Here is a 22,103-nt window from a genome sequence, read left to right as displayed (position 1 = left end):
GGGTCGCCTAGGGTGGCAGGCACCGGGCCGCAGCCGCGGAATCCGCTCAGCTCCGGCCCGGTGCGCCACACCGCGGCATTCCCGACCCGTCCCGACCGGGGATGCCGTACCACCACCGGCACCTACGTTAGGCACCGTCAGGGTCGCGGCGGTGACGCTGACGTGAAGATCGTGTTTCAGGCGTCCCGACGCAGGCCGCCCGCGACCTGCTCGGCGATCAGCTCGTACGAGCGCACCCGGTCCTGCACGTCGTAGACGAGCGTGGTCAGCATCAGCTCGTCCGCGCCGGTGCGTTCCTGCAGGTCGGTCAACTGCTGGCGGACCGTCTCCGGTGAGCCCATCGCCTGACCGTCGCGGCGCTGCAGCACGAACTCCCGCTCGATCTCGGTGTACGGGTACGCCGCGGCCTCTTCGGGCGTGGACAGGGGCTCGGGCCGGCCGGAGCGCAGCTTCAGGAACGACAGGGCGCTCGGCCCGGCCAGCCATTCGGCCCGCTCATCGGTCTCCGCGCAGACGGCGTTGACGGCGACCATCGCGTACGGCTTGTCCAGCCACTGTGAGGGCCGGAAGTTCTGCCGGTAGAGCGCGAGCGCCGGCAGCGTGTTCGCCGAGCTGAAGTGGTGCGCGAAGGAGAAGGGCAGGCCGAGCAGGCCGGCCAACTGCGCGCTGAAGCCGCTGGAGCCGAGCAGCCAGACCGTCGGCTGCTCACCGTGCCCCGGGGTGGCGATGATCTGCCCGGGCCGCTCCCCGCTGAAGTAGTTCATCAGGTCGGCCAGCTCGCGCGGGAAGCCCTCGGCGGAGAGCCCCTCCATGGTGCGGCGCAGTGCCAGCGCCGTCACCTGGTCGGTGCCGGGCGCCCGGCCGATGCCGAGGTCGATCCGCCCGGGGTGCAGCGCCTCCAGGGTGCCGAACTGCTCGGCCACCACCAGCGGCGCGTGGTTGGGCAGCATCACCCCGCCTGAGCCGAGCCGGATCGTGGAGGTGTTCGCGGCCAGGTGGGCGAGCAGTACGGCCGGTGCGGAGCTGGCGATCGCCGGCATGTTGTGGTGCTCGGCTACCCAGAACCGGTGGTAGCCCAGCTCCTCGGTGCGGCGGGCCAGCTCGGTGGTGGCCTGCAGGGCCGCGCCGGCGGTGGTGCCCTTGGCGACCGGGGCAAGATCAAGAACAGACAACGGTACGGTGATCACAAGGTCAGCCAACCCGCCGCTGGCCGGCTTTGTTCCTCCTGGCCGGCATTGTCGCCCGACTCACCCGCCCCGCCGTGGCTCAGCCCATCCCGCGGGCCTGTTCGAAGATCAGGCTGGTCTGGGTGTGCTGGACCACCGGATCGACGGCGAGGTGGTCGAGCACGAAGTCGCGCAGCGCGTCCCCGGACGCGGCCCGCACGTGCAGCACGTAGTCCTCCGCACCGGCGACGTGGAACACCGACACCACCCCGGGCAGCCGCACCGACCGGGCCCGGAACGCGTCCACCGCGGCCCGCTCGTGCGCGGTCAGCCGCACCGACACCAGCGCCTGCAACGGCAGGCCGAGCGCTGCCGGATCCACCTCGGCGTGGAAACCACGGATCGCACCGCGCTCGCGTAGGGCCCGGGTGCGGGTCAGGCAGGTCGACGGCGCCACCCCCACCCGTTCGGCGAGGGCGTTGTTCGGTAGCCGGCCGTCGGCGGCCAACTCGGTCAGGATCGCGCGGTCCACCTCGTCCAGGGCGGGGTGCGGCCGCACATCGTTCGGCTCAGGGGGCACCCCACCATCTTCGTCCGAACCTCGCAATAAAACCAGAGCCTCAGACAGAATTATCTTCCATCTCATTGCCCTTCTGCCGGGAGATGTTCGACGCTACCGCCATGACAACGGTGGACACCCGGGCCGTGCACGCCGGCCGCGACGACCTGCGAACGCTCGGCGTGCACGTGCCGCCGATCGACCTGTCCACCACCAACCCCCTGCCGTCGGTCGAGGACGGCGGCAACGCCTACGAGCAGCTCGCCACCGGAGGCCTCCGCCCCGTCGAGGGCGGCTCCGTCTACCAGCGCCTGTGGAACCCCACCGTGGCCCGCTTCGAGACCGCGCTCGCCGAGCTGGAGGGCACCGCGCAGGCGGTGGCCTTCGCCAGTGGCATGGCCGCCCTCACCGCCGCCCTGCTCGCCGCCGGCCGGGACGGCCGCCGGCATGTCGTCGCCGTCCGACCGCTGTACGGCGGCACCGACCACGTGCTCGCCACCGGCCTGCTCGGCACCACCGTCACCTGGGCACGTCCCGACGAGGTCGCCGCCGCCGTCCGCCCGGACACCGCGCTGGTCATCGTCGAGACGCCCGCCAACCCCACCCTCGACCTGGTGGACATCGCCGCCGTCGCCACCGCCGCCGGGGACGTCCCGCTGCTGGTCGACAACACCGTCGCCACACCCGTGCTGCAACGGCCCGCCCGGCACGGCGCCGCCCTCGTGCTGCACAGCGCCACCAAGAGCATCGGCGGGCACGGCGACGTGCTCGCCGGCGTCATCGCCTGCGACGCCGAGTGGGGCGCCCGGTTGCGCCAGGTCCGCGCGGTCACCGGCGCGATCCTGCACCCGCTCGGCGGCTACCTGCTGCACCGCGGGCTGCAGACCCTGCCGCTGCGCGTCCGCGCCCAGCAGGCCAACGCCGAGAAGCTCGCCGGCTGGCTCGCCGAGCACCCCGCCGTACACCGCGTGCACCACCCGTCGGTGCACGACCCGGCGGCGTTGGTCGGCCGGCAGATGGCCGGCCCGGGCAGCCTGCTCGCCTTCGAGGTACGCGGCGGCGCACCCGCCGCGGCCGCCGTCGCCGGCGCCTGCCGGTTGATCACCCACGCGGTGTCCCTCGGTGGCGTGGACACCCTCATCCAGCACCCCGCCTCGCTCACCCACCGGCCGGTGGAGGGCGACGCGAAGCCCGTCGGTGGTCTGCTGCGCCTCTCGGTGGGGCTGGAGGACACCGAGGACCTGCGGGCCGACCTCGCGCAGGCGTTCGCCGCGCTCGGCTGACCGGTCGAGCCGTCGGGGTCAGGTCAGGTCCCGGCCGGCCAGCACCCGTCGGGGCGAGCCCTCCCGGGCCACCCGCAGCATCGCCCGGCCGAGTCGGTCGGTGCTGGTCACCTGGTTCGGGAAGAGCCGGCTCACCACCGGGAACAGCGGGCTGGTCACCGCGTAGAGCGCCTGGTACCAGCGCGTCCGCGACGCGGCGCCGTGCGTCGGCTGGATGAAGCCCGGCCGGGCAGCGTAGCCGTTGGGCAGCAGGTCGAGGACCGCGTTCTCGGTGCGGCCCTTGACCCGCGCCCACATCACCCGGCCCCGCTCGGTGGAGTCGGTGCCGACGCCGGAGACGTAGACGAACGTGACGCTCGGGCTCACCTCGGCCAGCAGGCGCACCGCCGCGAGCGGGTAGTCGTAGCTGACTGTGGTGTACGTCGTCTCGTCGAGGCCCAGCGAGGAGACGCCCAGGCAGTAGAAGCAGGCGTCGACACCGGTCAGCTCGTCGCGGACCGCGTCCAGGTCGCCGACGTCGGCGACGGTGAGCTCGCGCAGCTTCGGGTGCCGCTGCCCGGTCGGCGTCCGGCCGACGGTCAGCACCTCCCGCACGTCGTCGGCGAGCAGGCACTCCCGCAGCACGCCCTGGCCGACCATGCCGGTCGCGCCGAAGATCACCACGCGCATCGGTTCCACTCCTGTCGTCGGTCTCGTCAACCGGGGCGTCCCGGCCTGGACAAGCGTCCCAGGCCGCACCCCCGTCAGTTGATCGACTCGTCTTCGCTGATGTCGGGGCATCCCTGACGCTGCGACCCCGCGAGATCAGGGAAACCAAGTCGATCATGGACAGTCTGCCGGCTGAACCCGTGATCCCGCAGGAACCTGCATCCCGAACCTCAGGGGTGGTCACGACTTTGGGCCGACGTGGCGGTCCAGCGCGGCGACGGCCGCCCGTCGTGCCACCGACAGCGAGTTGGGCCGGTTCATCCGCCAGGCGATGCCGAGCAGGTCGAGCGCCCACTGGCAGAGCCCCATGATGTCGGCCGACTCGTTGCTGAACATGTACCTCGGGTAGACGTACACCTTGCCCCGCACCGTCACACGATTGGCGAACCGGCAGCCGTCGGAGTGGAACAGGCCGCGCAGGAAGTCGCCGGGGTGACGTTCGATGATCGTCCGCTGCCAGTCGGCGAGGACGATCGGCCGCTCGTGCTTCTTGCCGGGGCCGTGCTGGGGAAGCAGGCACGGCCAGTGCACACCGTAGCTCTGCACGTTCACGCAGCCCTGCTGCTGGACGCGCTGCACCTTCGTGGCAAGCACCGCGCGCATTGCCGTGTCGCACTCGGCGATCAGGCCCGGCCAGGTGTTACTGCACGAGATGCGGAGGACCGGCACGCGCGCCGAGGTGACCAGGTGGCCGTCGCCCAGGTAGAGGCCCAGGAGGTAGGCGTAGGCCGGTTCGTCTGTCGGGTTGTCGACGTCTTTCCGACAACGGAAGCACCGCAGAGCCGTCGGCCGCATGAGAGGTGCGGGGCGATCGCGACACCAGTGCCGGACGGTGTAGTAGGGGAGTCGCACGCGGCGGGCGACGTCGGCGATGGTGGCCCCGGACGAGTAGAGCAAACGAGCGTGAGCTCGGATTTCGGGCGGGTGCATGACGCCATCTTCGAACACGCGTGCGTCAATTTTGGTGCCCCCGGTGGGACTCGAACCCACACTGTCGGAGGTTTGAGCTCCGTCTCTCTTCCGGTTGGAGTACAGGGGCCTCCGTAATTCGACCTAGACAGGTTACCCACTACGCTGAGGGCGGTGACACCCGGCTAGGCCAGTGTCGGGTTCTGACTGGTGGGGGTAGGGCTGGTGGCCGAGATGCCGACGGATGCCGAGCGTAGGCGCGTACTGATCGCCGAGGACGAGGCGCTGATCCGGCTGGACCTCGCCGAGATGCTGGTCGAAGAGGGCTACGAGGTGGTGGGGGAGGCCGGTGACGGCGAGACCGCCGTCCGCCTCGCCGAGGAGCTGAAGCCCGATCTCGTCATCCTCGACATCAAGATGCCGATCATGGATGGGCTGGCCGCCGCCGAGCGGATCGCCGGTGCCCGGATCGCCCCGGTGATCATCCTGACCGCGTTCAGCCAGCGTGACCTGGTGGAGCGCGCCCGGGCGGCGGGCGCGATGGCGTACCTGGTGAAGCCCTTCCAGAAGAGCGACCTGGTCCCGGCCGTCGAGATCGCGTTGTCGCGCTACTCGGAGGTCGCCGCCCTGGAGGCGGAGGTCGCCAGCCTGACCGACCGCCTGGAGATCCGCAAGACGGTGGAGCGCGCCAAGGGCGCGTTGATGACCACGTACGGGATGACCGAGCCGCAGGCCTTCAAGTGGATCCAGCGCACGGCGATGGACCACCGGATGACCATGAAGGAGGTCGCCGAGCGGATCCTCGCCGAGACCGCCGGCGGCGAGGTGGCGCAGCCGACCGTGTGACCAGTCCGGCGGGCTCCGCGTCCGCCGACGGATCGATAGCATCACCTGCGTGTCCGTCCGGCGTGGGGTCGCGGTGCTCGGGGTTGTCGTCACGCTGCTCGCCGGCTGCCGGTCCGCCCGCGACGAGAGCCCTCCCGAGCCGGTCCGGCCGCGGTGGCAGGCATCCGATCTTCCGGCACCGCCGGGCGCCCCGGGCCGACTCGTGGTGCGCGACGCGGCTGCCTGCGCGGGCCGGTGGTATGTGGTCGGCGCCGTCGCCGGCCCCGACGGCTCGACCCGGCCGGCCGCGTGGCGAAGCACCGACGGCCGCAGCTGGTCGCCGCTGCCGCTGCACCCGATCAGTTACTACGGTGAGCGAGCGATCCTCTACGCCGTGGGCTGCCACGAGGGCCGGGTCGCGGTCATCGGGGCCAGGGCCGGCGGCGCGCACGGCAATCCCCGGGTACGGACCTGGCGGCAGGACGCCGACGGCGGCCTGACCGAGGTGCCGGCGGAGTTCGAGCTGTACGGCGGGCCGGACGCGGTCAGCGCGAGCCGTATCGCGGGCGGCGGCGACGGCTGGTTGATCGCGGGTGCCCGCACCGGCGGTGCGTCGGTCTGGCACTCCCCGGACGCCGCCGACTTCCAGCTCGTCGACCAGGCCCCGGCGCTCGCCAGTGAACCTGCCCTGACGACGCTCGCCACCGACGCGCTGGCGGCGGCCGACGGCTGGTTGGTGAGCGGCGCGGGGCGCCCGGCGGGTCGAGCCGACCGTGATCCGTTTGTCTGGTTCTCCGAGGACGCCCGGGCGTGGACGCGGGTGGCGCTCCCGGCGACGGGCGAGGACGAGGTCGTGCAGCGCCTCCTGCGGGTCGGTTCCGTCGTGTACGCCCTGGGAGTGCGGGGGAGCGCCTTCCAGGCGTGGGCGCGCGAAACCGGGGCCGCCGGTGCGGACGCGGCGACGACCGCCGGTGAGTGGCGGGCGGTCGGGCGGTTCGGTGCGACGGGCACCGGGGCGGTGGCCGGGGTGGAGGCGGTGGCCGGCGGTGGTGGCGAGCTGCTGGCGATGACGGTGGGGGCCCGCGACCATCAGCTGTGGCGGTCCGCCGACGGTGGCACCACCTGGGCGTCGGTGACCCTGCCGATCGATGTTTCCGCTGGTGGGGACACGTCCGCGACGGTCGCGGTGCTCGATGGCCGGATGCTGGTCGCCATCGACGGCGGAACGGCGGCCGCCGTCTGGTCCGCGCCTGTGCCGACCACCAGGTGAGACGCGACGTGGGTGGATGTGACGTTTAAACGCGAGTTGCGCCGCCGCGGGTAACGGTTGAGTCAATGCCGCCTACGACACCTTACGGTGAGTAGTGCTTGTGGGATAACGTCCCGCCCCAGACCGGGTGAACGGTCCGGTTCGTTGCCGCCTCGGCTCTCAGCCAGGCGGCACCGGACTTCTGGACGGAGGAGGGTTCCAGCCTTGAGGCAAAACTTCGTGCGCGTCCTCGGCAGCGTCGCCATCGCGGCGCTCATTGCCGGCGGCGCCAGCGCATGCAAGCAGGACGAGGGCACGTCGGGTGGTTCCGCCAACAAGGCGTGCGACCTGAAGATCGGCTTCTTCGGGGCACTCTCCGGCGCCGACGCCGGCCTGGTGACCCCGATGAAGCAGGGCGCCGATCTCGCCGTGGAGAAGTACAACGCGGAGAACGCGGACTGCAAGGTCAGCGTCCAGGCGTTCGACTCGCAGGGCAAGGCCGACCTTGCCGGTGGTCTGGCGACCAGCGCCGCCGCCGACAGCAAGATCGTCGCGATGATCGGCCCGGCGTTCTCCGGTGAGAGCGAGGTCGCGCTGCCGATCTTCGACACCGCGGGCCTGTCCGTCATCACCCCGTCGGCGACCCGCCCGAGCCTGGCGACCAAGAACTGGAAGGTCTTCCACCGGGGCGTGGGTAACGACTTCTCCCAGGGCCCGGCCATCGCCAGCTACATCAAGAACGTGCTGAAGGCGGAGAAGGCGTTCGTCATCGACGACCAGTCGGCGTACGGCGCCGGCCTCGCCGACGAGGCCAAGAAGGTCCTCGGCACCACGATCATCGGCACCGACAAGGTTGTCGACAACGCGCAGGAGTTCGGCGCGCAGATCTCCAAGGTGAAGACCAGCGGCGCCACCGTGCTGTTCTACGCCGGCTACACCGAGGAGGCCGCGCCGTTCCTCAAGCAGCTGCGCGCTGCGGGCTGGACGGGCACCTTCATCGGTGGCGACGGCATCAACGACGCCAACATGCTGTCGGTGACCGGTCAGAAGGACGTCGAGGGCACCATCTCCACCTGCCCGTGTGGCCCGGCCACCGCGGCCAAGGGCACCTTCGTGACCGACTTCAAGGCCAAGTACAGCGTCGACCCGGGCGTGTACGCGGACGTGTCGTTCGACCTGGCCAACATCTACCTCGAGGCGATCAAGGCCGGCAAGACCAGCCGGGCCGACATCCAGGCCTTCCTCTCCACCTACAACAAGGCCGGTTCCGCTTCTGGCGTGACCTACAAGTGGGAGCCGAACGGCGAGCTGGACCCGGCGCAGGTCAAGGTGTGGGCCTTCAAGGCGACCGCCGGTGCCTGGGCTCCGGAACTGGAGATCCCGAAGGCCTGATCCCGTCGGGGGTCACACAGGTTTGAGGGCGTGACGAAAAGAGTTGTTCCGGTGCGGTCGGGGTGCAACCCCGGCCGCACCGGCTCGACGCAACACCCTTCGGAGCATCGGTGGACTTTGCAGAACTCGTCCGGGGCTTCCCGGAACTGACCACAACCGGGTTGGTGCAGGGTGCGATCTACGCGCTCATCGCCCTCGGCTACACCCTCGTTTACGGCGTACTCCGCCTGATCAACTTTGCGCACTCCGAGGTCTTCATGATCGGCACGTTCGGTGCCATCTGGACCTGGGCGGTGTTCGGGCTCGACAGCAACAGCGGCGCCCCCTCGGTGCCGAAGGCTCTGCTTCTGATCGCTCTCGCGATCGTGGCCGCCGCACTGCTCTCCGGCAGCGTCGCGCTGCTGATTGAGGTTACCGCCTATCGGCCGCTTCGGCGGCGAAACGCGCCACCGCTGGCCTTCCTCATCACCGCCATCGGCGCCTCGTACGCCCTGATGGAGCTCATGGGGACGCTGACCCAGCGTCGTCAGGTCGGCGCGCCCGCCCTGCTCCCCACCAAGACGGTGATCAGCATCGGTGGCTGGAGCATCACCCCGGTGCAGTTGCTGACGCTCGTCGTGGCCGTGCTGATGATGGTCGGGCTCGACTGGTTCGTGAACAAGACCCGGTTCGGCAAGGGCATCCGCGCGGTCGCGCAGGATGCGAACACCGCCGCGCTAATGGGTGTCAACAAGAGCCGCGTGATCGCGCTGGTCTTCGTGCTGGGCGGCCTGATGGCCGGTGTCGCCGCCGTCTTCAGCGACATGAAGAGCGGCAACACCCGGTACAACATCGGCTTCCTGCTCGGGCTCAAGGCGTTCTCGGCCGCGGTCCTGGGCGGCATCGGCAACCTGCGGGGCGCGGCCATCGGTGGCCTGCTGCTCGGCCTGGTGGAAAACTACGGATCGGCGCTGTTCGGCTCACAGTGGCGCGACCTCATCGCCTTCGTCGTGCTGATCGTCCTGCTGATGTTCCGGCCGACCGGTCTGCTGGGTGAGTCGTTGGGGAGGGCGCGAGCATGACCGCTCTGCGAGAACGCTGGCATTCCGCCTCGAGTGCCGTCGGCCGGAGGGTGGACGGGCTGCCGAAGTCCGCCCGGATCACCGGTCTGCTGGCCTTCATTGCCTTCCTCTACGTTCTGCCGAACAAGTGGTTCTACGAGTACCTGAACATCCCCGGTGTGTGGATTCCGCTCTACACGACCCGCAACGACATGGCCGCGGTGCTGTTCTACTGCGCCTGGATCGCGCTGCTCTCCCTCGGCCTCAACGTGGTGGTCGGCTACGCGGGTCTGCTCGACCTCGGCTTCTTCGGCTTCTTCGCCGTCGGTGCGTACACCGTGGCGTTGTTGACGTCGCCGGAGAGCAAGCTCATCACCGAGTACAACTGGTTCGAGAGCCCGTGGCCCTGGTTGGTCACGGTGCCGATCGCCATCTCCCTGGCGCTGCTGTCCGGTGTGCTGCTGGGTGCGCCGACACTGCGATTGCGGGGCGACTACCTGGCGATCGTGACGCTCGGCTTCGCCGAGATGATCCGGATCATCGCCAAGAACCAGGACTGGATCCTCAACGGCGACCGCGGTATCCCGCAGGTGGGGCACCCGCCGGGCAAGTACCCGGACGGGTCGGCCATCTTCCAGTTCGAGTTCAAGCCGTACTACTGGCTGCTGCTCACCGTGATCATCGGCGCTGTCTTCCTGATCCGGAACCTGGCGAACAGCCGGGTCGGCCGGGCCTGGATCGCGATCCGTGAGGACGAGGACGCCGCGGAACTGATGGGCGTACCGACCTTCCGCTTCAAGCTCTGGGCGTTCGCCATCGGCGCGGCGGTCGGCGGTCTGTCCGGTTCGCTGTGGGCTGGTCAGGCCAACTTCGTCAACTCCTCGACCTTCTCGCTGGAGAACTCGATCCTGGTGCTGGCGGCGGTCCTGCTCGGTGGTGCGGGCAGTATCGGTGGGGCACTGCTCGGTGGCTTCCTGGTCATCTACATTCCGGAGTGGCTGCGGTCGGTGGGTGACGTCTTCGGTCTGCCCGAGGTGGCGACCGTCTTCGGTAACGACATCGACGTCAGCCCGACGTCGCTGCGGTACTTCATCTTCGGGATCCTGCTGATCATCGTGATGATCTTCCGGCCGCAGGGCCTCTGGCCGAACCGGCGGCGGGCCGCCGAGCTCAAGGACCGGCAGAAGGAGGTGGCTGTCGTTGAGTGAGCCACGGATGGGTAGTGCGCGCGACGTCACCAGCGAGCGCGACATGGCGATCGACGCGCGGACGACGGTGGGTAGCCCGCCGGAGACGCCGTCGACGCCGGACGAGGGGACCGTCGAGCCGACCCCGACGGACGGCCGCAAGCCGCTGCTGGAGGTCGACCACGTCACGCTGCGCTTCGGCGGCGTGGTGGCCCTCAACGACGTCAACTTCACCCTCTACGAGGGCGAGATCCTCGGGCTGATCGGCCCGAACGGGGCGGGTAAGACCACCTGCTTCAACGCGATGACGGGCGTCTACGCCCCGACGACCGGGCAGATCCGGTTCCGGGGCGAGAAGGTCAGCGGCCGTAAGCGATTCCAGATCACCAAGCTGGGCATCGCGCGGACCTTCCAGAACATCCGGCTGTTCCCCGAGATGACGGCACTGGAGAACGTCCAGGTCGGCGCGGACGCGAACCACAAGACCAGCGTCCCCAGCGCGTTGCTTCGGCTGCCGCGGCACTGGCGGGAGGAGCGGCAGGGCCGGGAGAAGGCGCAGGAGCTGCTGGACTTCGTCGGCATCCAGGGCAGGGCGGGCGACCTCGCCCGCAACCTGTCCTACGGTGACCAGCGTCGACTGGAGATCGCGCGGGCCCTGGCCACCGATCCCACGCTGCTCTGCCTCGACGAGCCGGCCGCCGGCTTCAACCCGGCCGAGAAGGTCGCCCTGCTGCAGCTGATCCGCAAGATCCGCGACTCGGGGGTCACCGTCCTGCTGATCGAGCACGACATGCGACTGGTCATGGGCGTGGTGGACCGGCTGGTGGTGCTGGAGTTCGGGCAGAAGATCGCCGAGGGTTCGCCGGCCGACGTGCGCAACGATCCCAAGGTGATCGCCGCCTACCTGGGAGGTGTCGAGGATGCTGCTTGAGATCGAGAACCTGAAGCTGCTCTACGGCCGCATCGAGGCGCTGCACGGCATCAGCCTGCACGTCGACCAGGGCGAGATCGTGGCGCTCATCGGCGCGAACGGTGCCGGCAAGACCACGACCATGAAGGCGATCTCGGGACTGCACGCCATCTCCGGCGGCAGCATCCGGTTCGACGGCACCGACGTGAGCCGGCTCCGCGCCGACCTGCGGGTGATCCGGGGGATCGGGCAGTCACCCGAGGGGCGTGGCGTCTTCCCCGGCATGACCGTGCTGGAGAACCTGGAGATGGGGGCGTACACCCGCCGGGACAAGGCCGACATCGCCAAGGACCTCGCGATGGTCTTCGAGCTGTTCCCGCGGCTCGCCGAGCGCCGCAAGCAGGCCGGCGGCACGCTCTCCGGCGGCGAGCAGCAGATGCTCGCGGTCGGCCGGGCGCTGATGACCCGTCCGAAGCTGCTGCTGCTGGACGAGCCGTCGATGGGTCTGGCGCCCAAGTTGATCCAGCAGATCTTCGAGATCATCACCCGGATCAACGAGCAGGGCACCACCATCCTGCTGGTCGAGCAGAACGCGCAGCAGGCGCTCTCCCGGGCGCACCGTGGGTACGTGCTGGAGACCGGCCGGATCGTCAAGGAGGGCACCGGCCAGGAACTCCTGCACGACCCGGCGGTCAAGGAGGCGTACCTCGGCGTGGCCTGAGCCACCCGTCCGGCGGCCGGCCATCCCCTCGTGGGGTGGCCGGCCGCCGGCGTTCGCACCGGCTGTCCGTTCCGGCGTCGTTCGCCCGGTGCCGCCACCCAGGGATGTCGGTGCGACGGACTAGAGTCGCTGCCGTGACAGCTACGACTCCGCGCCTGCTCCTCGTCGACGGACACTCCCTGGCATACCGGGCGTTCTTCGCCCTGCCGGTGGAAAACTTCTCCACCACGACGGGTCAGCCGACCAACGCGGTGTACGGCTTCACCTCGATGCTGATCAACGTGCTGCGCGACGAGCAGCCGACCCACATCGTCGTCGCCTTCGACGTCTCCCGCCGTTCCTTCCGCACCGACCGGTACGCGGAGTACAAGGCCGGCCGCAGCGAGACCCCGACCGACTTCAAGGGTCAGGTCAGCCTGGTCAAGGAGGTCCTGGCCGCGCTGCAGATCCCGGTGGTGGAGATGGAGGGCTACGAGGCCGACGACGTCATCGCCACGCTCGCCTGCCAGGCCCGCGATCAGGGCATGACGGTGCTGATCAGCACCGGTGACCGCGACGCGTTCCAGTTGGTCGGCGACCAGGTCACCGTGCTCTATCCGCGCAAGGGTGTCTCCGACCTGGCCCGGATGGACCCGGCGGCGATCGAGGCGAAGTACGGCGTCGGCCCGGAGCGCTACCGGGACCTGGCCGCGCTGGTCGGCGAGACCAGTGACAACCTGCCCGGCGTCCCGGGTGTCGGCCCGAAGACGGCAGCCAAGTGGATCACCACCTACGGCGGGGTGGAGGGCGTGATCGCCCGCGCCGACGAGATCAAGGGCAAGGCCGGCGACAGCCTGCGCGAGCGGCTCGCCGACGTGATCCGCAACTACGAGATCAACTGCCTGGTCTCCGATCTTGAGCTGCCGCTGCGCCCGGAGGACACCCGGTGGACGGGCTGGGACCGGGAGGCCGTGCACCAGGTCTTCGACACCCTCGAGTTCCGCATCCTGCGGGACCGGCTCTACCAGTACCTGGAGGCGGTCGAGCCGGAGGCCGAGTCCGGCTTCGACCTGACCGGCGAGATGCTGACCGAGCCGGGGGCGCTGAGCGGCTGGCTGTCCGCGCACGCCCCGACCGGCACGCCGGTCGGCATGGCGGTCAAGCTCGACACCGGCCCCAACCGGCGGCACACCGCCTCCATCACCGGGCTGGCGCTGGCCACCGCCGGCGGGGCGGCGGCCTGGGTGGACCCGGTCCGGCTCGACGCGGCCGACGAGGGCGCGCTGGCCGGTTGGCTGGCCGACGAGCAGCGGCCCAAGGTGCTGCACGACAGCAAGCCAGCCGTTCTGGCCTGCTCGGCGCACGGCTGGGAGCTGGCCGGCATCGTCCGCGACACCCAGATCGCCGCATACCTGGCCCGACCCGACCAGCGCTCCTACGACCTGACCGACCTCGCGCTGCGCTACCTGCACCGGGAGCTGCGGGTCGACGCGCCGGAGACCGGCCAGCTCACCCTCGACGGGCTCGGTGACGAGGGCGTGGCCGAGCAGAACCTGATGCTCCAGGCCCGGGCCACCCTCGACCTGGCCGACGCCATCGACGCCGAGCTGTCCCGTGACGGCGAGCAGTCCGCCCGGCTGATGGCCGGGGTGGAGCTGCCGTTGATGCGGGTGCTGGCCGGCATGGAGCGCACCGGCATCGCCGCCGACACGCACTATCTGTCCGAGTTGGAGGCCCACTTCGCGGCCGAGGTGAAGGCCGCGGCGCAGGGCGCGTACGAGGCGGTGGGTCGGGAGTTCAACCTCGGCTCGCCCAAGCAGTTGCAGGAGATCCTCTTCACCGAGCTGGGCCTGCCCAAGACCAAGAAGATCAAGACGGGCTACACCACCGACGCCGACGCCCTGCAGTGGCTCTACGCGCAGAACCCGCACCCGGTGCTGGCCCACCTGCTGCGCCACCGCGACGTGGCCAAGCTCAAGTCGACCGTGGACGGGCTGCTCAAGTCGGTCTCCGACGACGGCCGGATCCACACCACGTTCAACCAGACGGTCGCGGCCACCGGGCGCCTCTCCTCCACCGAGCCCAACCTGCAGAACATCCCGATCCGCACCGAGGAGGGCCGGCGCATCCGCCGGGCCTTCGTGGTGGGTGAGGGCTACGAGTGCCTGCTCACCGCCGACTACAGCCAGATCGAGATGCGCATCATGGCGCACCTCTCGTCGGACGACGCGCTGATCGACGCGTTCAACTCCGGCGCCGACTTCCACGCCGCCACCGCCTCGTCGGTCTTCGGGGTGCCGCTCGACGAGGTCACCCCGGACCAGCGCCGCAAGATCAAGGCCATGAACTACGGCCTGGCGTACGGGCTGAGCGCGTTCGGGCTGTCCCAGCAGCTCGGCATCGGCACCGAAGAGGCACGCGGGCTGATGGAGAACTACTTCGCCGGCTTCGGCGGGGTGCGCGACTACCTGCACCAGGTGGTCGCCCGGGCCCGCCAGGACGGCTACACCTCGACCATCCTGGGTCGTCGCCGCTACCTGCCCGACCTCGGCAGCGACAACCGGCAGCGCCGGGACATCGCCGAGCGGATGGCGCTCAACGCCCCCATCCAGGGCTCGGCGGCCGACATCATCAAGGTGGCGATGCTGCACGTCGACACCGCGCTGGGCGAGGCCGGGTTCCGCTCCCGGATGCTGCTGCAGGTGCACGACGAGTTGGTCTTCGAGGTCGCACCGGGCGAGCGGGAGGCGCTGGAGGCGCTGGTCCGGCGGGAGATGGGCGAGGCCTACCCGCTGTCGGTGCCGCTGGAGGTGTCGGTCGGCGAGGGCCGCGACTGGAACAGCGCCGACCACTGACCGTTGTCGCCGACGGGGTGACGGCGCGGGTCAGCGGCCGGGTCCCCGGCGCTCCTTCGGCGGGGTGCCGTGCCGGTCGAGGGCGCGCCGGGACGGGCCGCCCGGGGGCGGCAGCGGACCCTTGAGGGGGTCGTGGCCCCAGTTCATCAGCGACCAGCGCCACTTGGTCTCACGGACGTCGCCGGAGGGGCGCTGCGCCATGTGCCGGCGTACGTAGCCGACCACCTTGCGCATGTGCTTGTAGTCGCCCTCGGACAGGTCGCCACGCTTGCGGCGCAACAGGTCGATGATCTTCCGACCGGACTCGTGGCCGACCGACTCGCCGCCGCCGGAGCGGCCGCCCTTGTGCCAGCCGACCTGCTTCGACTCGTCGCTCTCCAACCACTTCGACAGCTCGCCGGGCTTCATGTTCACCGCGTCGGTGAACTCCCGGTAGGTGTCCTGGCCGTCGTCACCCCTGCTCACGGCGCAGCACCTCCGGGCGGTGGGCCACGTCGCGGCCCGAGTCGTCGTTGCGGATCCGGTACTGCGGCTCGTCCTCCGTCGCGTTCACGGCGTGCCCGCGTACGTGCGTCCGGTCGGTCAGCTTCTCCTTGACCACGCCGTGCGCCCGGCCGCTGTGACTGGCCCAGGAGACGTGGTCACCCGCGCGGAATTCCCTCTGCTCGGCCATACGCCCTGGCTACCCGTGCCTGCCTCGGCAAAACGGCTGGTCCCGGGGAGGGCGCTACGGGGTGATCTCGCCGATCGGCAGCTTGATGTCGAAGGGATCGGACAGCTCGATCACCTCGGCGCTGTCGGTCACCACCTCGTACTGCCGCTCACCGCCGGGCCCCACCCGGTCGCCGATCCGGTACGCGTACACGTGCACCGGGTCCTGCTCGATCCGCCAGTAAAGGGGATGCCGGCGGCGGCGTACTCGCCGGGCTTGGCGAATCGGTCGATCCGCCGGGTGCCCGGCGAGACGATCTCCACGGCGAGGCCGACGTCCGCCGGTCGCAGCATGGACCGATCGGACGGCACCTCGGCGCGGCACAGCAGGACGTCCGGCTGACGGCTGGTGTTGGCGCTGAGCCGGACTCCGACGGCCTGGGCAGCACGGAAGCCTGCCGGTGCGTGGGAGCGTAGCCACAACCAGAGAAGGCCGCAGATGTCCTGGTGGCCCAGGGTGGGGGAGGGTGTCACCTGGATGACTCCATCGACGAGTTCGATGCGGGGGGCGTCATCCGGCAGGTTGAGCAGATCCTCGACCGTGTAGTCGGCGCGCTGTTGCCGCATCGGGTCCGGACACCAGGGGCCAGGTGGTGTCCGGACGGGCTCCGCGCTCATGGGGCGAGCCTACCGCCCGTCGATGGGGTGGGGGCCGCACCGCGAGTGCGACGCGGTCATTCGGCGGGCTTCTCGGTGACGAAGATGGCGGTGCCGGGGAAGAGGCGTCCGCGTAGCGGGCTCCACTGTCCCCAGATTCCCTCGTGCCCCGCCGGCCACTCCGGCTCCACCAGGTCCAGCAGCCGGAACCCGGTGCCGACCAGCTCGCGGATCCGGTCGCCGAGGGTGCGGTGCTGCTCGACGTAGGTGGCCACGCCGGATTCGTCCTGCTCGACGTAGGGGGAGCGGTCGAAGTACGAGTGGACGGCTCTCAGCCCGCCCTCGCCGGGGTCGTCGAGGAAGATCCAGCGCATCGGGTGGGTCACCGAGAACACCCACCGGCCGCCGGGGCGCAGCACCCGATGCACCTCGGCGTGCAGGGCCGCGGAGTCGTCCACGAAGGGGATCGCGCCGAACGCGGTGCAGGCCAGGTCGAACGACCGGTCGGCGAACGGCAGGGCGAGGGCGTCGGCCTGCACCAGCGGTACGCGTACCCCGGTGCGGTCGGCGGCTTCCGCGGCGTGGCGCAACATGCCGGCGGACAGGTCGAAGGCGACCGGCTGGGCACCCTGGGTTGCCAGCCAGCGCGCGGCGGCGGCGGCACCGGAGCCCACCTCCAGCACCCGCCGCCCGGCCACGTCGCCGAGCAGCCGGGCGTCGGCCTCGCGCAGACCCTCTGGGCACCAGACGAAGTCGACGTCGCCGAGGAACGCGCCGTGCTCGGCCTGGTAGTCGTCGGCGTCGGTGTCCCACCAGCCGCGGTTGGCCCGTCGAGCCTCGGCGTCACCCACCCGGCGCCGGGTCACCCGGCTGTCGTCATCCACGCGCTCACGCTAGGCCCCGCCGAGGTTCCTGCCGCGGTGGGCCGGGCCGACCCGCCGGCCCCGCTCGCGCCGCCGGACGCGCCATCCGTGACGTGGTGCCGGAGGGGCCGATGTGACGCAGGAGACAGCAGGGGTGGTTTCCGGGCGATTGTTCGGCTTTCGCAGGTCATCGCATGCCGAGAAGCCGGGAGGGCTTGCACGCTGTGGTAATGCGCACGGTAGGCTAGACGATGCGCTCGCGGATCGTGTGTCTCGGCAGGGAGCAGGTGCGCGGTCGACGGAGTCACATCATGATCCCACTGTGATCGTTCGGTGTGCCCGGCGACGGATCCGCTGGCGCGAACAGGTCACTGCGACACCAGCCTGCTGTGACAACCCATCCGACCGGAGCAACCGCCCACATGACGAGCAGCATCGAGGCCCCCTCGAGCGCCACCCGGGTCACCCACGACGATCTCGGTTCCGAGGAGGCTTTCCTCGCCGCGATCGACGAGACCATCAAGTACTTCAACGACGGCGACATTGTCGAAGGCACCGTCGTCAAGGTCGATCGGGACGAGGTCCTGCTCGACATCGGCTACAAGACCGAGGGTGTCATCCCCTCTCGTGAGTTGTCGATCAAGCACGACGTGGACCCCGCCGAGGTTGTGACGGTTGGTGACCACATCGAGGCCCTGGTCCTCCAGAAGGAGGACAAGGAGGGTCGTCTGATCCTCTCCAAGAAGCGGGCACAGTACGAGCGGGCCTGGGGCACGATCGAGAAGATCAAGGACGAGGACGGCGTCGTCCGCGGCTCGGTCATCGAGGTGGTCAAGGGTGGCCTCATCCTCGACATCGGGCTGCGCGGCTTCCTGCCCGCGTCCCTGGTCGAGATGCGGCGCGTGCGCGACCTGCAGCCGTACGTCGGGCGTGAGCTCGAGGCCAAGATCATCGAGCTGGACAAGAACCGCAACAACGTGGTCCTGTCCCGCCGGGCATGGCTGGAGCAGACGCAGTCCGAGGTGCGCACCGAGTTCCTCAACAAGCTGCAGAAGGGCCAGGTCCGCAAGGGCGTCGTGTCCTCGATCGTCAACTTCGGCGCCTTCGTGGACCTCGGCGGCGTCGACGGTCTGGTGCACGTCTCCGAGCTGTCCTGGAAGCACATCGACCACCCGTCCGAGGTCGTCGAGGTGGGCCAGGAGGTCGAGGTCGAGGTCCTGGACGTCGACCTGGACCGCGAGCGCGTCTCCCTGTCGCTGAAGGCGACCCAGGAGGACCCGTGGCGGCAGTTCGCCCGCACCCACGCGATCCAGCAGATCGTGCCGGGTAAGGTCACCAAGCTGGTTCCGTTCGGTGCGTTCGTCCGGGTGGACGACGGCATCGAGGGCCTGGTCCACATCTCCGAGCTGGCCGAGCGCCACGTGGAGATCCCGGAGCAGGTCGTCCAGGTCGGCTCCGAGGTCATGGTCAAGGTCATCGACATCGACCTGGAGCGCCGCCGGATCTCGCTGTCGCTCAAGCAGGCCAACGAGGGCTTCGTCGAGGGCGAGGAGCACTTCGACCCGACCCTCTACGGCATGGCCGCGACGTACGACGCCGAGGGCAACTACATCTACCCGGAGGGCTTCGACCCCGAGACGGGCGAGTGGCTCGAGGGGTACGACAAGCAGCGCGAGACCTGGGAGAACCAGTACGCCGAGGCTCGTCTGCGCTGGGAGGCCCACACCAAGCAGGTGCAGACCTCTCGGGCCGCCGACGCCGAGGCCGCTGCCAACCCGACTCCGGCCGTTCCGGCCGCCGCCGGTGGCGGCACCACCTCCTCGTCCAGCCCGGCCCCGAGCCGGCAGGCCGAGGAGCCGGCCGGCACGCTGGCCACCGACGAGGCGCTCGCCGCTCTGCGGGAGAAGCTCGCCGGCGGTAAGTGACCCGCTGAACGACGAAGGGCCCCGTCCCCGCGATCTTCGGATCGCCGGGGGCGGGGCCCTCGCCGTACCCCGGGCGCTCGCCGCGCGCACGGGCACCGGGTTGATTCGGTCCGCCCCGGGGGTGGTTTGGCGACGGGGCTCGTGATCCGGTTGACTGGTCCGGTGCTGAGGGTGGGGTTGACCGGCGGTATCGGGTCGGGCAAGAGCGCGGTGGCCGCGCGGCTGGTCGAGCGGGGTGCGGTGCTCATCGACGCCGACCGGGTGGCCCGGGAGGTCGTCGCACCGGGCAGCGAGGGCCTGGCCGAGATCGTCGCCACCTTCTCCGAGAGGGTGCTGGACGCAGACGGCGCACTGGACCGCGCCGCACTGGGCGCGGTGGTGTTCGCCGACGAGACGGCCCGTCGACGGCTGGAGGCGATCACCCATCCCCGGGTCCGTGCCCGCACCGCCGAGTTGGCCGCCGCGGCGGCACCCGACGCGATCGTCGTGAACGACGTACCGCTGCTGGTCGAGGTGGGTCTCGCGCCCACGTACCACCTGGTGGTCGTGGTGCAGACGGCCGTGGCGACCCGACTGGAACGGCTGGCGCGCGACCGGGGAATGGACCGCGCGGAGGCCGAGCGGCGGATCGCCGCGCAGGCCGACGACGCGCGCCGTCGCGCGGCGGCGGATGTGGTGCTGACCAACGACGGAAGCCTGGCGGAGCTGCACGCCGCCGTCGACACGCTCTGGCGCCAGCGACTGCTGCCCTACGAGCACAACCTGCGGGAGCGGCGGGTGGTCCCGCCGGGCCGGGTCGACCTGGCCGAGACCAACCCGAGCTGGCCGGAACAGTACGCCCGGCTGGCCGCGCGGATCCGGCACGCGCTCGCCCCGGCCGACCTGCGGATCGACCACATCGGCGCGACCGCGGTGCCGGGCCACGCCGCCGAGGACGTCATCGACGTGCAGGTGGCCGTCCCCAGCCTCGCCGACGCCGACGGGGTGCTGGCCGACCGGCTGGCGAACGCCGGGTTCCCGCGGGTGCCGGGGCACTGGTGGGACGATCCACGCCCGGCCGGCAGCGGCCGGTGGGAGAAGCGGCTGCACGGCAGCGCCGACCCGGCCCGCCCGGTGCGCCTGCACGTGCGGGCGGCCGACTCGCCGGGCTGGCGGTACGCGTTGCTGATGCGCGACCACCTGCGCGCCGACCCGGATCAGCGGGCCGCGTACCTGCTGCTCAAGCGGGAGCTGGTCGACGCCGCACCGGATGTCGGCGGAGTCGGTACGGCCCGGGATCCCTGGTTCGACGAGGAGTACCTGCGGGCCGAGCAGTGGGCCGCGCAGACCGGCTGGCGGCCCTGAGAAGCGCAGGTCACCGTGTGGTGGCGCCGGCCGGCCGGGTGGTGGCCGCGGGGCGGGGCGCCGGGGCGAGGCGGGGCACCGAGGCGGGGCTGAGGTCCAGCTGCGCCCACGCACCGGGGTCGGTGTGCAGTTCCAGCCGGCGTAGCGACCCGCCCCGGTCGATCCAGTAGCGCAGCCGCGCGTCGGCCGTGCGCAGCTCGACGACGTCCACGGTCCGCCCGCCGGCGACGTCCTCCCGTATCCGCGCGGCCCCGCCGCGCGGGCCGGACGAGCCGGCGGCCAGCGCCGCGTCGACCAGCAGACCGAGGTCGTCCGCTCCGGGCCGGCTGAACCGCCACGTGCCCGTGGGCGGCGTCAGCGGCGGCCGACCGGGCGTCTCCGCGGTGCCGCCGCCACCCGCCGTGGCCGGCACGTCGGCCCTGGCCACGCCGGTGGGATCCCGCCGCAGCAGGGTCCGGCGATCCGGGACGCCGAGGTCGGCGACGGCCAGGTACGCGGTGCGGGCGGTCCAGCTCAACCAGCCGGCGCCCCGCAGGTTGGTGTCCGTGCCCGTCGGCGCGGTCAGCGTCAGCGCGGCGCCGCCCTGGGCGCGCAGCCGGGCCGGCAGCCGCTCCAGCCGGTCCTGCTCGGCGTCGGTGAGCGCGCGGGGCAGGCCGGGTCGTCCACCGAGTGCGTCCACCGGTCGTAGCGTCGGGCGGTCAGCCCGGTTGACGGTCACCGTGACCGCACCGACGCCGGGCAACCCGACCACCAGCTTGTGCAGCCGGGCGTCCTGGTCGAGCCAGTAGCGCGCCTGCCCGTCGGCGTCGCCGCCCGCCCGTCTGTCGCCGGTGGCCGGTGACGTCCCGCCGGGTAGCGGTGCCTCGACGACGTCCACCGGCCCGGCCGCGACGGTGTCCCGGGCCAGCCAGCGGGCGCCGCTGTCCCGCAGCGCCTGGGCCGGGTCCGGACGGTCCGCGGCGAGGCCGAGGAGCAGGTCGAGCACGGGTACCAGGCGCGCGTCGGGCGCCGGGCGGTGCAGCCGCCAACGGTCCGGCGGGGGCACCAGCGGTGGCGCCGCCGGAGTGGGCACCGCCGCCGGGTCCGGTCGGATCACCAGCACCGGACCGGCACGTTGCAGCAGACCGCGTTCGGCGCCCGCGCCCGGACCACCCACGTCGAGGTAGAGCAGCGCCCGGGACCAGTCCACCCACCCGACCAGCTCGGTGCGGGCGGCTCCGGCGCCGACCGTGACACGGACCCCGGCGCGCAGGTCCCGCAGGTTGGTGACCCGCATGGCCGCCAGCCGCTCGCCCTCGGCGATCGTCAGCGGCCGGGCCGCCTCGGGTGGGTCGGGTGCCCAGCTCAACAGCCCGAGCACCAGCCCCGTCGCGGACGCCACCGCGGTCAGGCCGAGCAGCATCAGCACCGTGCGTCGGCGACGGCCGGCCGGGGTTGGACCGGCGGTGTCGGCGGCGCCGGCGGGGCTGTCGGTGGCGCGGTCGGAACCGGCTCGGTGGTCCGTGCCCGGCCGGTCGGTGGGCGCCGATCCGCTCGGGGTGCTGGCGGTCCGGCCGGTGGTGCCGGCCGGACCGTTGCGGTGGCGACCGGTGGATCGGCTGGCGGCCCGGGTGCCCGGCCGGTTCGTGCCGGGTCGGGGCTTGCCCCCGGGATCGGTGTCGGGTGCCGGCTCTGGAGAGGTGTCCACGGATGTGAAACGGGCGGGGTGGCACGGGGGTGACGAGCAGGGGCGCTCGCGGCGGCCGGTCTGCGCCTCGAGCGCGACCACACCGGTGCGCACGCCGGACGGTGCCGGGTGCTGCGACCGCAGTGCCGGGGGCGGCCGGCCGTGATGACGGCCTGGCCACCGGCCCGGTCGGCCGCCGCGAGCGGCCTACAGC

Annotated in this window: 21 protein-coding genes and 1 tRNA gene; 11 read left to right on the top strand and 11 right to left on the bottom strand. The window is 71.3% G+C overall.

Annotated features, from left to right (window positions below; all coding sequences use genetic code 11):
* Positions 1 to 176: 176 nt before the first annotated feature.
* Together ACTWLT_RS19830 and ACTWLT_RS19825 are read right to left on the bottom strand one after the other, a co-directional pair.
* The gene (locus ACTWLT_RS19830) at positions 177 to 1,187 is read right to left on the bottom strand and encodes an LLM class flavin-dependent oxidoreductase (protein WP_445319678.1); all 1,011 of its coding nucleotides are present in this window, start codon (positions 1,185 to 1,187) and stop codon (positions 177 to 179) included.
* Between the two features lie 79 nt (positions 1,188 to 1,266).
* The gene (locus ACTWLT_RS19825; RefSeq protein WP_410810866.1) at positions 1,267 to 1,746 is read right to left on the bottom strand and encodes an Lrp/AsnC family transcriptional regulator; all 480 of its coding nucleotides are present in this window, start codon (positions 1,744 to 1,746) and stop codon (positions 1,267 to 1,269) included.
* An 83-nt stretch (positions 1,747 to 1,829) separates the two neighbouring features.
* Between ACTWLT_RS19825 and ACTWLT_RS19820 the strand changes: the two genes are divergently transcribed.
* Positions 1,830 to 3,008, top strand: coding sequence for a trans-sulfuration enzyme family protein (locus tag ACTWLT_RS19820; protein ID WP_445319677.1), 1,179 nt, complete (start codon positions 1,830 to 1,832; stop codon positions 3,006 to 3,008).
* 18 nt (positions 3,009 to 3,026) lie between these two features.
* On the opposite strand, the gene ACTWLT_RS19815 is transcribed toward ACTWLT_RS19820, so the two are convergent.
* The 3 genes from ACTWLT_RS19815 to ACTWLT_RS19805 all read right to left on the bottom strand — a co-directional run bounded on the left by ACTWLT_RS19815 (position 3,027) and on the right by ACTWLT_RS19805 (position 4,755).
* Positions 3,027 to 3,677 carry an NAD-dependent epimerase/dehydratase family protein gene (locus ACTWLT_RS19815; protein WP_445319676.1) on the bottom strand — a complete coding sequence of 217 codons (651 nt, stop codon included), beginning with the start codon at positions 3,675 to 3,677 and terminating at the stop codon, positions 3,027 to 3,029.
* A gap of 219 nt (positions 3,678 to 3,896) precedes the next feature.
* Positions 3,897 to 4,706: a transcriptional regulator gene (locus ACTWLT_RS19810; RefSeq protein WP_445319675.1), complete on the bottom strand. Its 810-nt coding sequence runs from the start codon at positions 4,704 to 4,706 to the stop codon at positions 3,897 to 3,899.
* Positions 4,679 to 4,755 (bottom strand) — tRNA-Leu (locus ACTWLT_RS19805). Before ACTWLT_RS19805 ends, ACTWLT_RS19810 begins: the two co-directional genes overlap by 28 nt.
* 95 nt (positions 4,756 to 4,850) lie before the next feature.
* On the opposite strand from ACTWLT_RS19805, the gene ACTWLT_RS19800 reads away from it, so the two are divergent.
* From ACTWLT_RS19800 to polA, 8 genes are all read left to right on the top strand, one after another.
* A complete protein-coding gene (locus ACTWLT_RS19800; RefSeq protein WP_445319674.1) occupies positions 4,851 to 5,471 on the top strand; it encodes an ANTAR domain-containing response regulator in 621 nt (206 codons plus the stop codon).
* Positions 5,472 to 5,520: 49 nt separating this feature from the next.
* Complete coding sequence (locus ACTWLT_RS19795; RefSeq protein ID WP_445319673.1) at positions 5,521 to 6,720, top strand: hypothetical protein; 1,200 nt, start codon at positions 5,521 to 5,523, stop codon at positions 6,718 to 6,720.
* 204 nt (positions 6,721 to 6,924) lie between these two features.
* The gene (locus ACTWLT_RS19790; protein ID WP_445319672.1) at positions 6,925 to 8,091 is read left to right on the top strand and encodes a branched-chain amino acid ABC transporter substrate-binding protein; all 1,167 of its coding nucleotides are present in this window, start codon (positions 6,925 to 6,927) and stop codon (positions 8,089 to 8,091) included.
* 110 nt (positions 8,092 to 8,201) lie between these two features.
* Complete coding sequence (locus tag ACTWLT_RS19785; RefSeq protein WP_252418376.1) at positions 8,202 to 9,152, top strand: branched-chain amino acid ABC transporter permease; 951 nt, start codon at positions 8,202 to 8,204, stop codon at positions 9,150 to 9,152.
* The gene (locus ACTWLT_RS19780; RefSeq protein ID WP_252418375.1) at positions 9,149 to 10,339 is read left to right on the top strand and encodes a branched-chain amino acid ABC transporter permease; all 1,191 of its coding nucleotides are present in this window, start codon (positions 9,149 to 9,151) and stop codon (positions 10,337 to 10,339) included. Before ACTWLT_RS19785 ends, ACTWLT_RS19780 begins: the two co-directional genes overlap by 4 nt.
* A gap of 7 nt (positions 10,340 to 10,346) precedes the next feature.
* Positions 10,347 to 11,249, top strand: a complete 903-nt coding sequence (locus tag ACTWLT_RS19775) for an ABC transporter ATP-binding protein (protein WP_445319671.1) — start codon at positions 10,347 to 10,349, stop codon at positions 11,247 to 11,249.
* Entirely contained in the window at positions 11,239 to 11,949 is a 711-nt protein-coding gene (locus ACTWLT_RS19770; protein WP_252418373.1) for an ABC transporter ATP-binding protein, read from the top strand. The genes ACTWLT_RS19775 and ACTWLT_RS19770 overlap by 11 nt, the downstream gene beginning before the upstream one ends.
* Before the next feature lie 134 nt (positions 11,950 to 12,083).
* Complete coding sequence (gene polA / locus ACTWLT_RS19765; RefSeq protein WP_445319670.1) at positions 12,084 to 14,783, top strand: DNA polymerase I; 2,700 nt, start codon at positions 12,084 to 12,086, stop codon at positions 14,781 to 14,783.
* A 30-nt stretch (positions 14,784 to 14,813) separates the two neighbouring features.
* Here the strand turns inward: polA and ACTWLT_RS19760 are convergent, their stop codons facing one another.
* The 5 genes from ACTWLT_RS19760 to ACTWLT_RS19740 all read right to left on the bottom strand — a co-directional run bounded on the left by ACTWLT_RS19760 (position 14,814) and on the right by ACTWLT_RS19740 (position 16,975).
* Positions 14,814 to 15,248, bottom strand: coding sequence for a DUF3140 domain-containing protein (locus ACTWLT_RS19760; protein ID WP_445319669.1), 435 nt, complete (start codon positions 15,246 to 15,248; stop codon positions 14,814 to 14,816).
* Complete coding sequence (locus ACTWLT_RS19755; RefSeq protein WP_252418370.1) at positions 15,235 to 15,456, bottom strand: hypervirulence associated TUDOR domain-containing protein; 222 nt, start codon at positions 15,454 to 15,456, stop codon at positions 15,235 to 15,237. The genes ACTWLT_RS19760 and ACTWLT_RS19755 overlap by 14 nt, the downstream gene beginning before the upstream one ends.
* A 54-nt stretch (positions 15,457 to 15,510) precedes the next feature.
* Positions 15,511 to 15,654 (bottom strand): hypothetical protein, encoded by a 144-nt coding sequence (locus ACTWLT_RS19750; RefSeq protein WP_445319749.1) that lies wholly within the window; start codon positions 15,652 to 15,654, stop codon positions 15,511 to 15,513.
* Complete coding sequence (locus ACTWLT_RS19745) at positions 15,585 to 16,061, bottom strand: Uma2 family endonuclease (RefSeq protein WP_445319745.1); 477 nt, start codon at positions 16,059 to 16,061, stop codon at positions 15,585 to 15,587. The genes ACTWLT_RS19750 and ACTWLT_RS19745 overlap by 70 nt, the downstream gene beginning before the upstream one ends.
* A 107-nt stretch (positions 16,062 to 16,168) precedes the next feature.
* Positions 16,169 to 16,975: a class I SAM-dependent methyltransferase gene (locus ACTWLT_RS19740; protein WP_445319668.1), complete on the bottom strand. Its 807-nt coding sequence runs from the start codon at positions 16,973 to 16,975 to the stop codon at positions 16,169 to 16,171.
* Between the two features lie 401 nt (positions 16,976 to 17,376).
* Here ACTWLT_RS19740 and rpsA point away from each other — a divergent pair, with 401 nt between their 5' ends.
* Entirely contained in the window at positions 17,377 to 18,879 is a 1,503-nt protein-coding gene (rpsA, locus tag ACTWLT_RS19735; RefSeq protein ID WP_252418367.1) for a 30S ribosomal protein S1, read from the top strand.
* Positions 18,880 to 19,041: 162 nt separating this feature from the next.
* Positions 19,042 to 20,223, top strand: a complete 1,182-nt coding sequence (coaE, locus tag ACTWLT_RS19730; RefSeq protein WP_445319667.1) for a dephospho-CoA kinase — start codon at positions 19,042 to 19,044, stop codon at positions 20,221 to 20,223.
* Positions 20,224 to 20,233: 10 nt separating this feature from the next.
* Here the strand turns inward: coaE and ACTWLT_RS19725 are convergent, their stop codons facing one another.
* The gene (locus ACTWLT_RS19725) at positions 20,234 to 21,910 is read right to left on the bottom strand and encodes a hypothetical protein (RefSeq protein ID WP_445319666.1); all 1,677 of its coding nucleotides are present in this window, start codon (positions 21,908 to 21,910) and stop codon (positions 20,234 to 20,236) included.
* Positions 21,911 to 22,103 lie beyond the last annotated feature (193 nt).

This window comes from Micromonospora yongxingensis (genome assembly GCF_052601155.1).
This window is presented reverse-complemented; position numbering and strand designations above follow the sequence as displayed.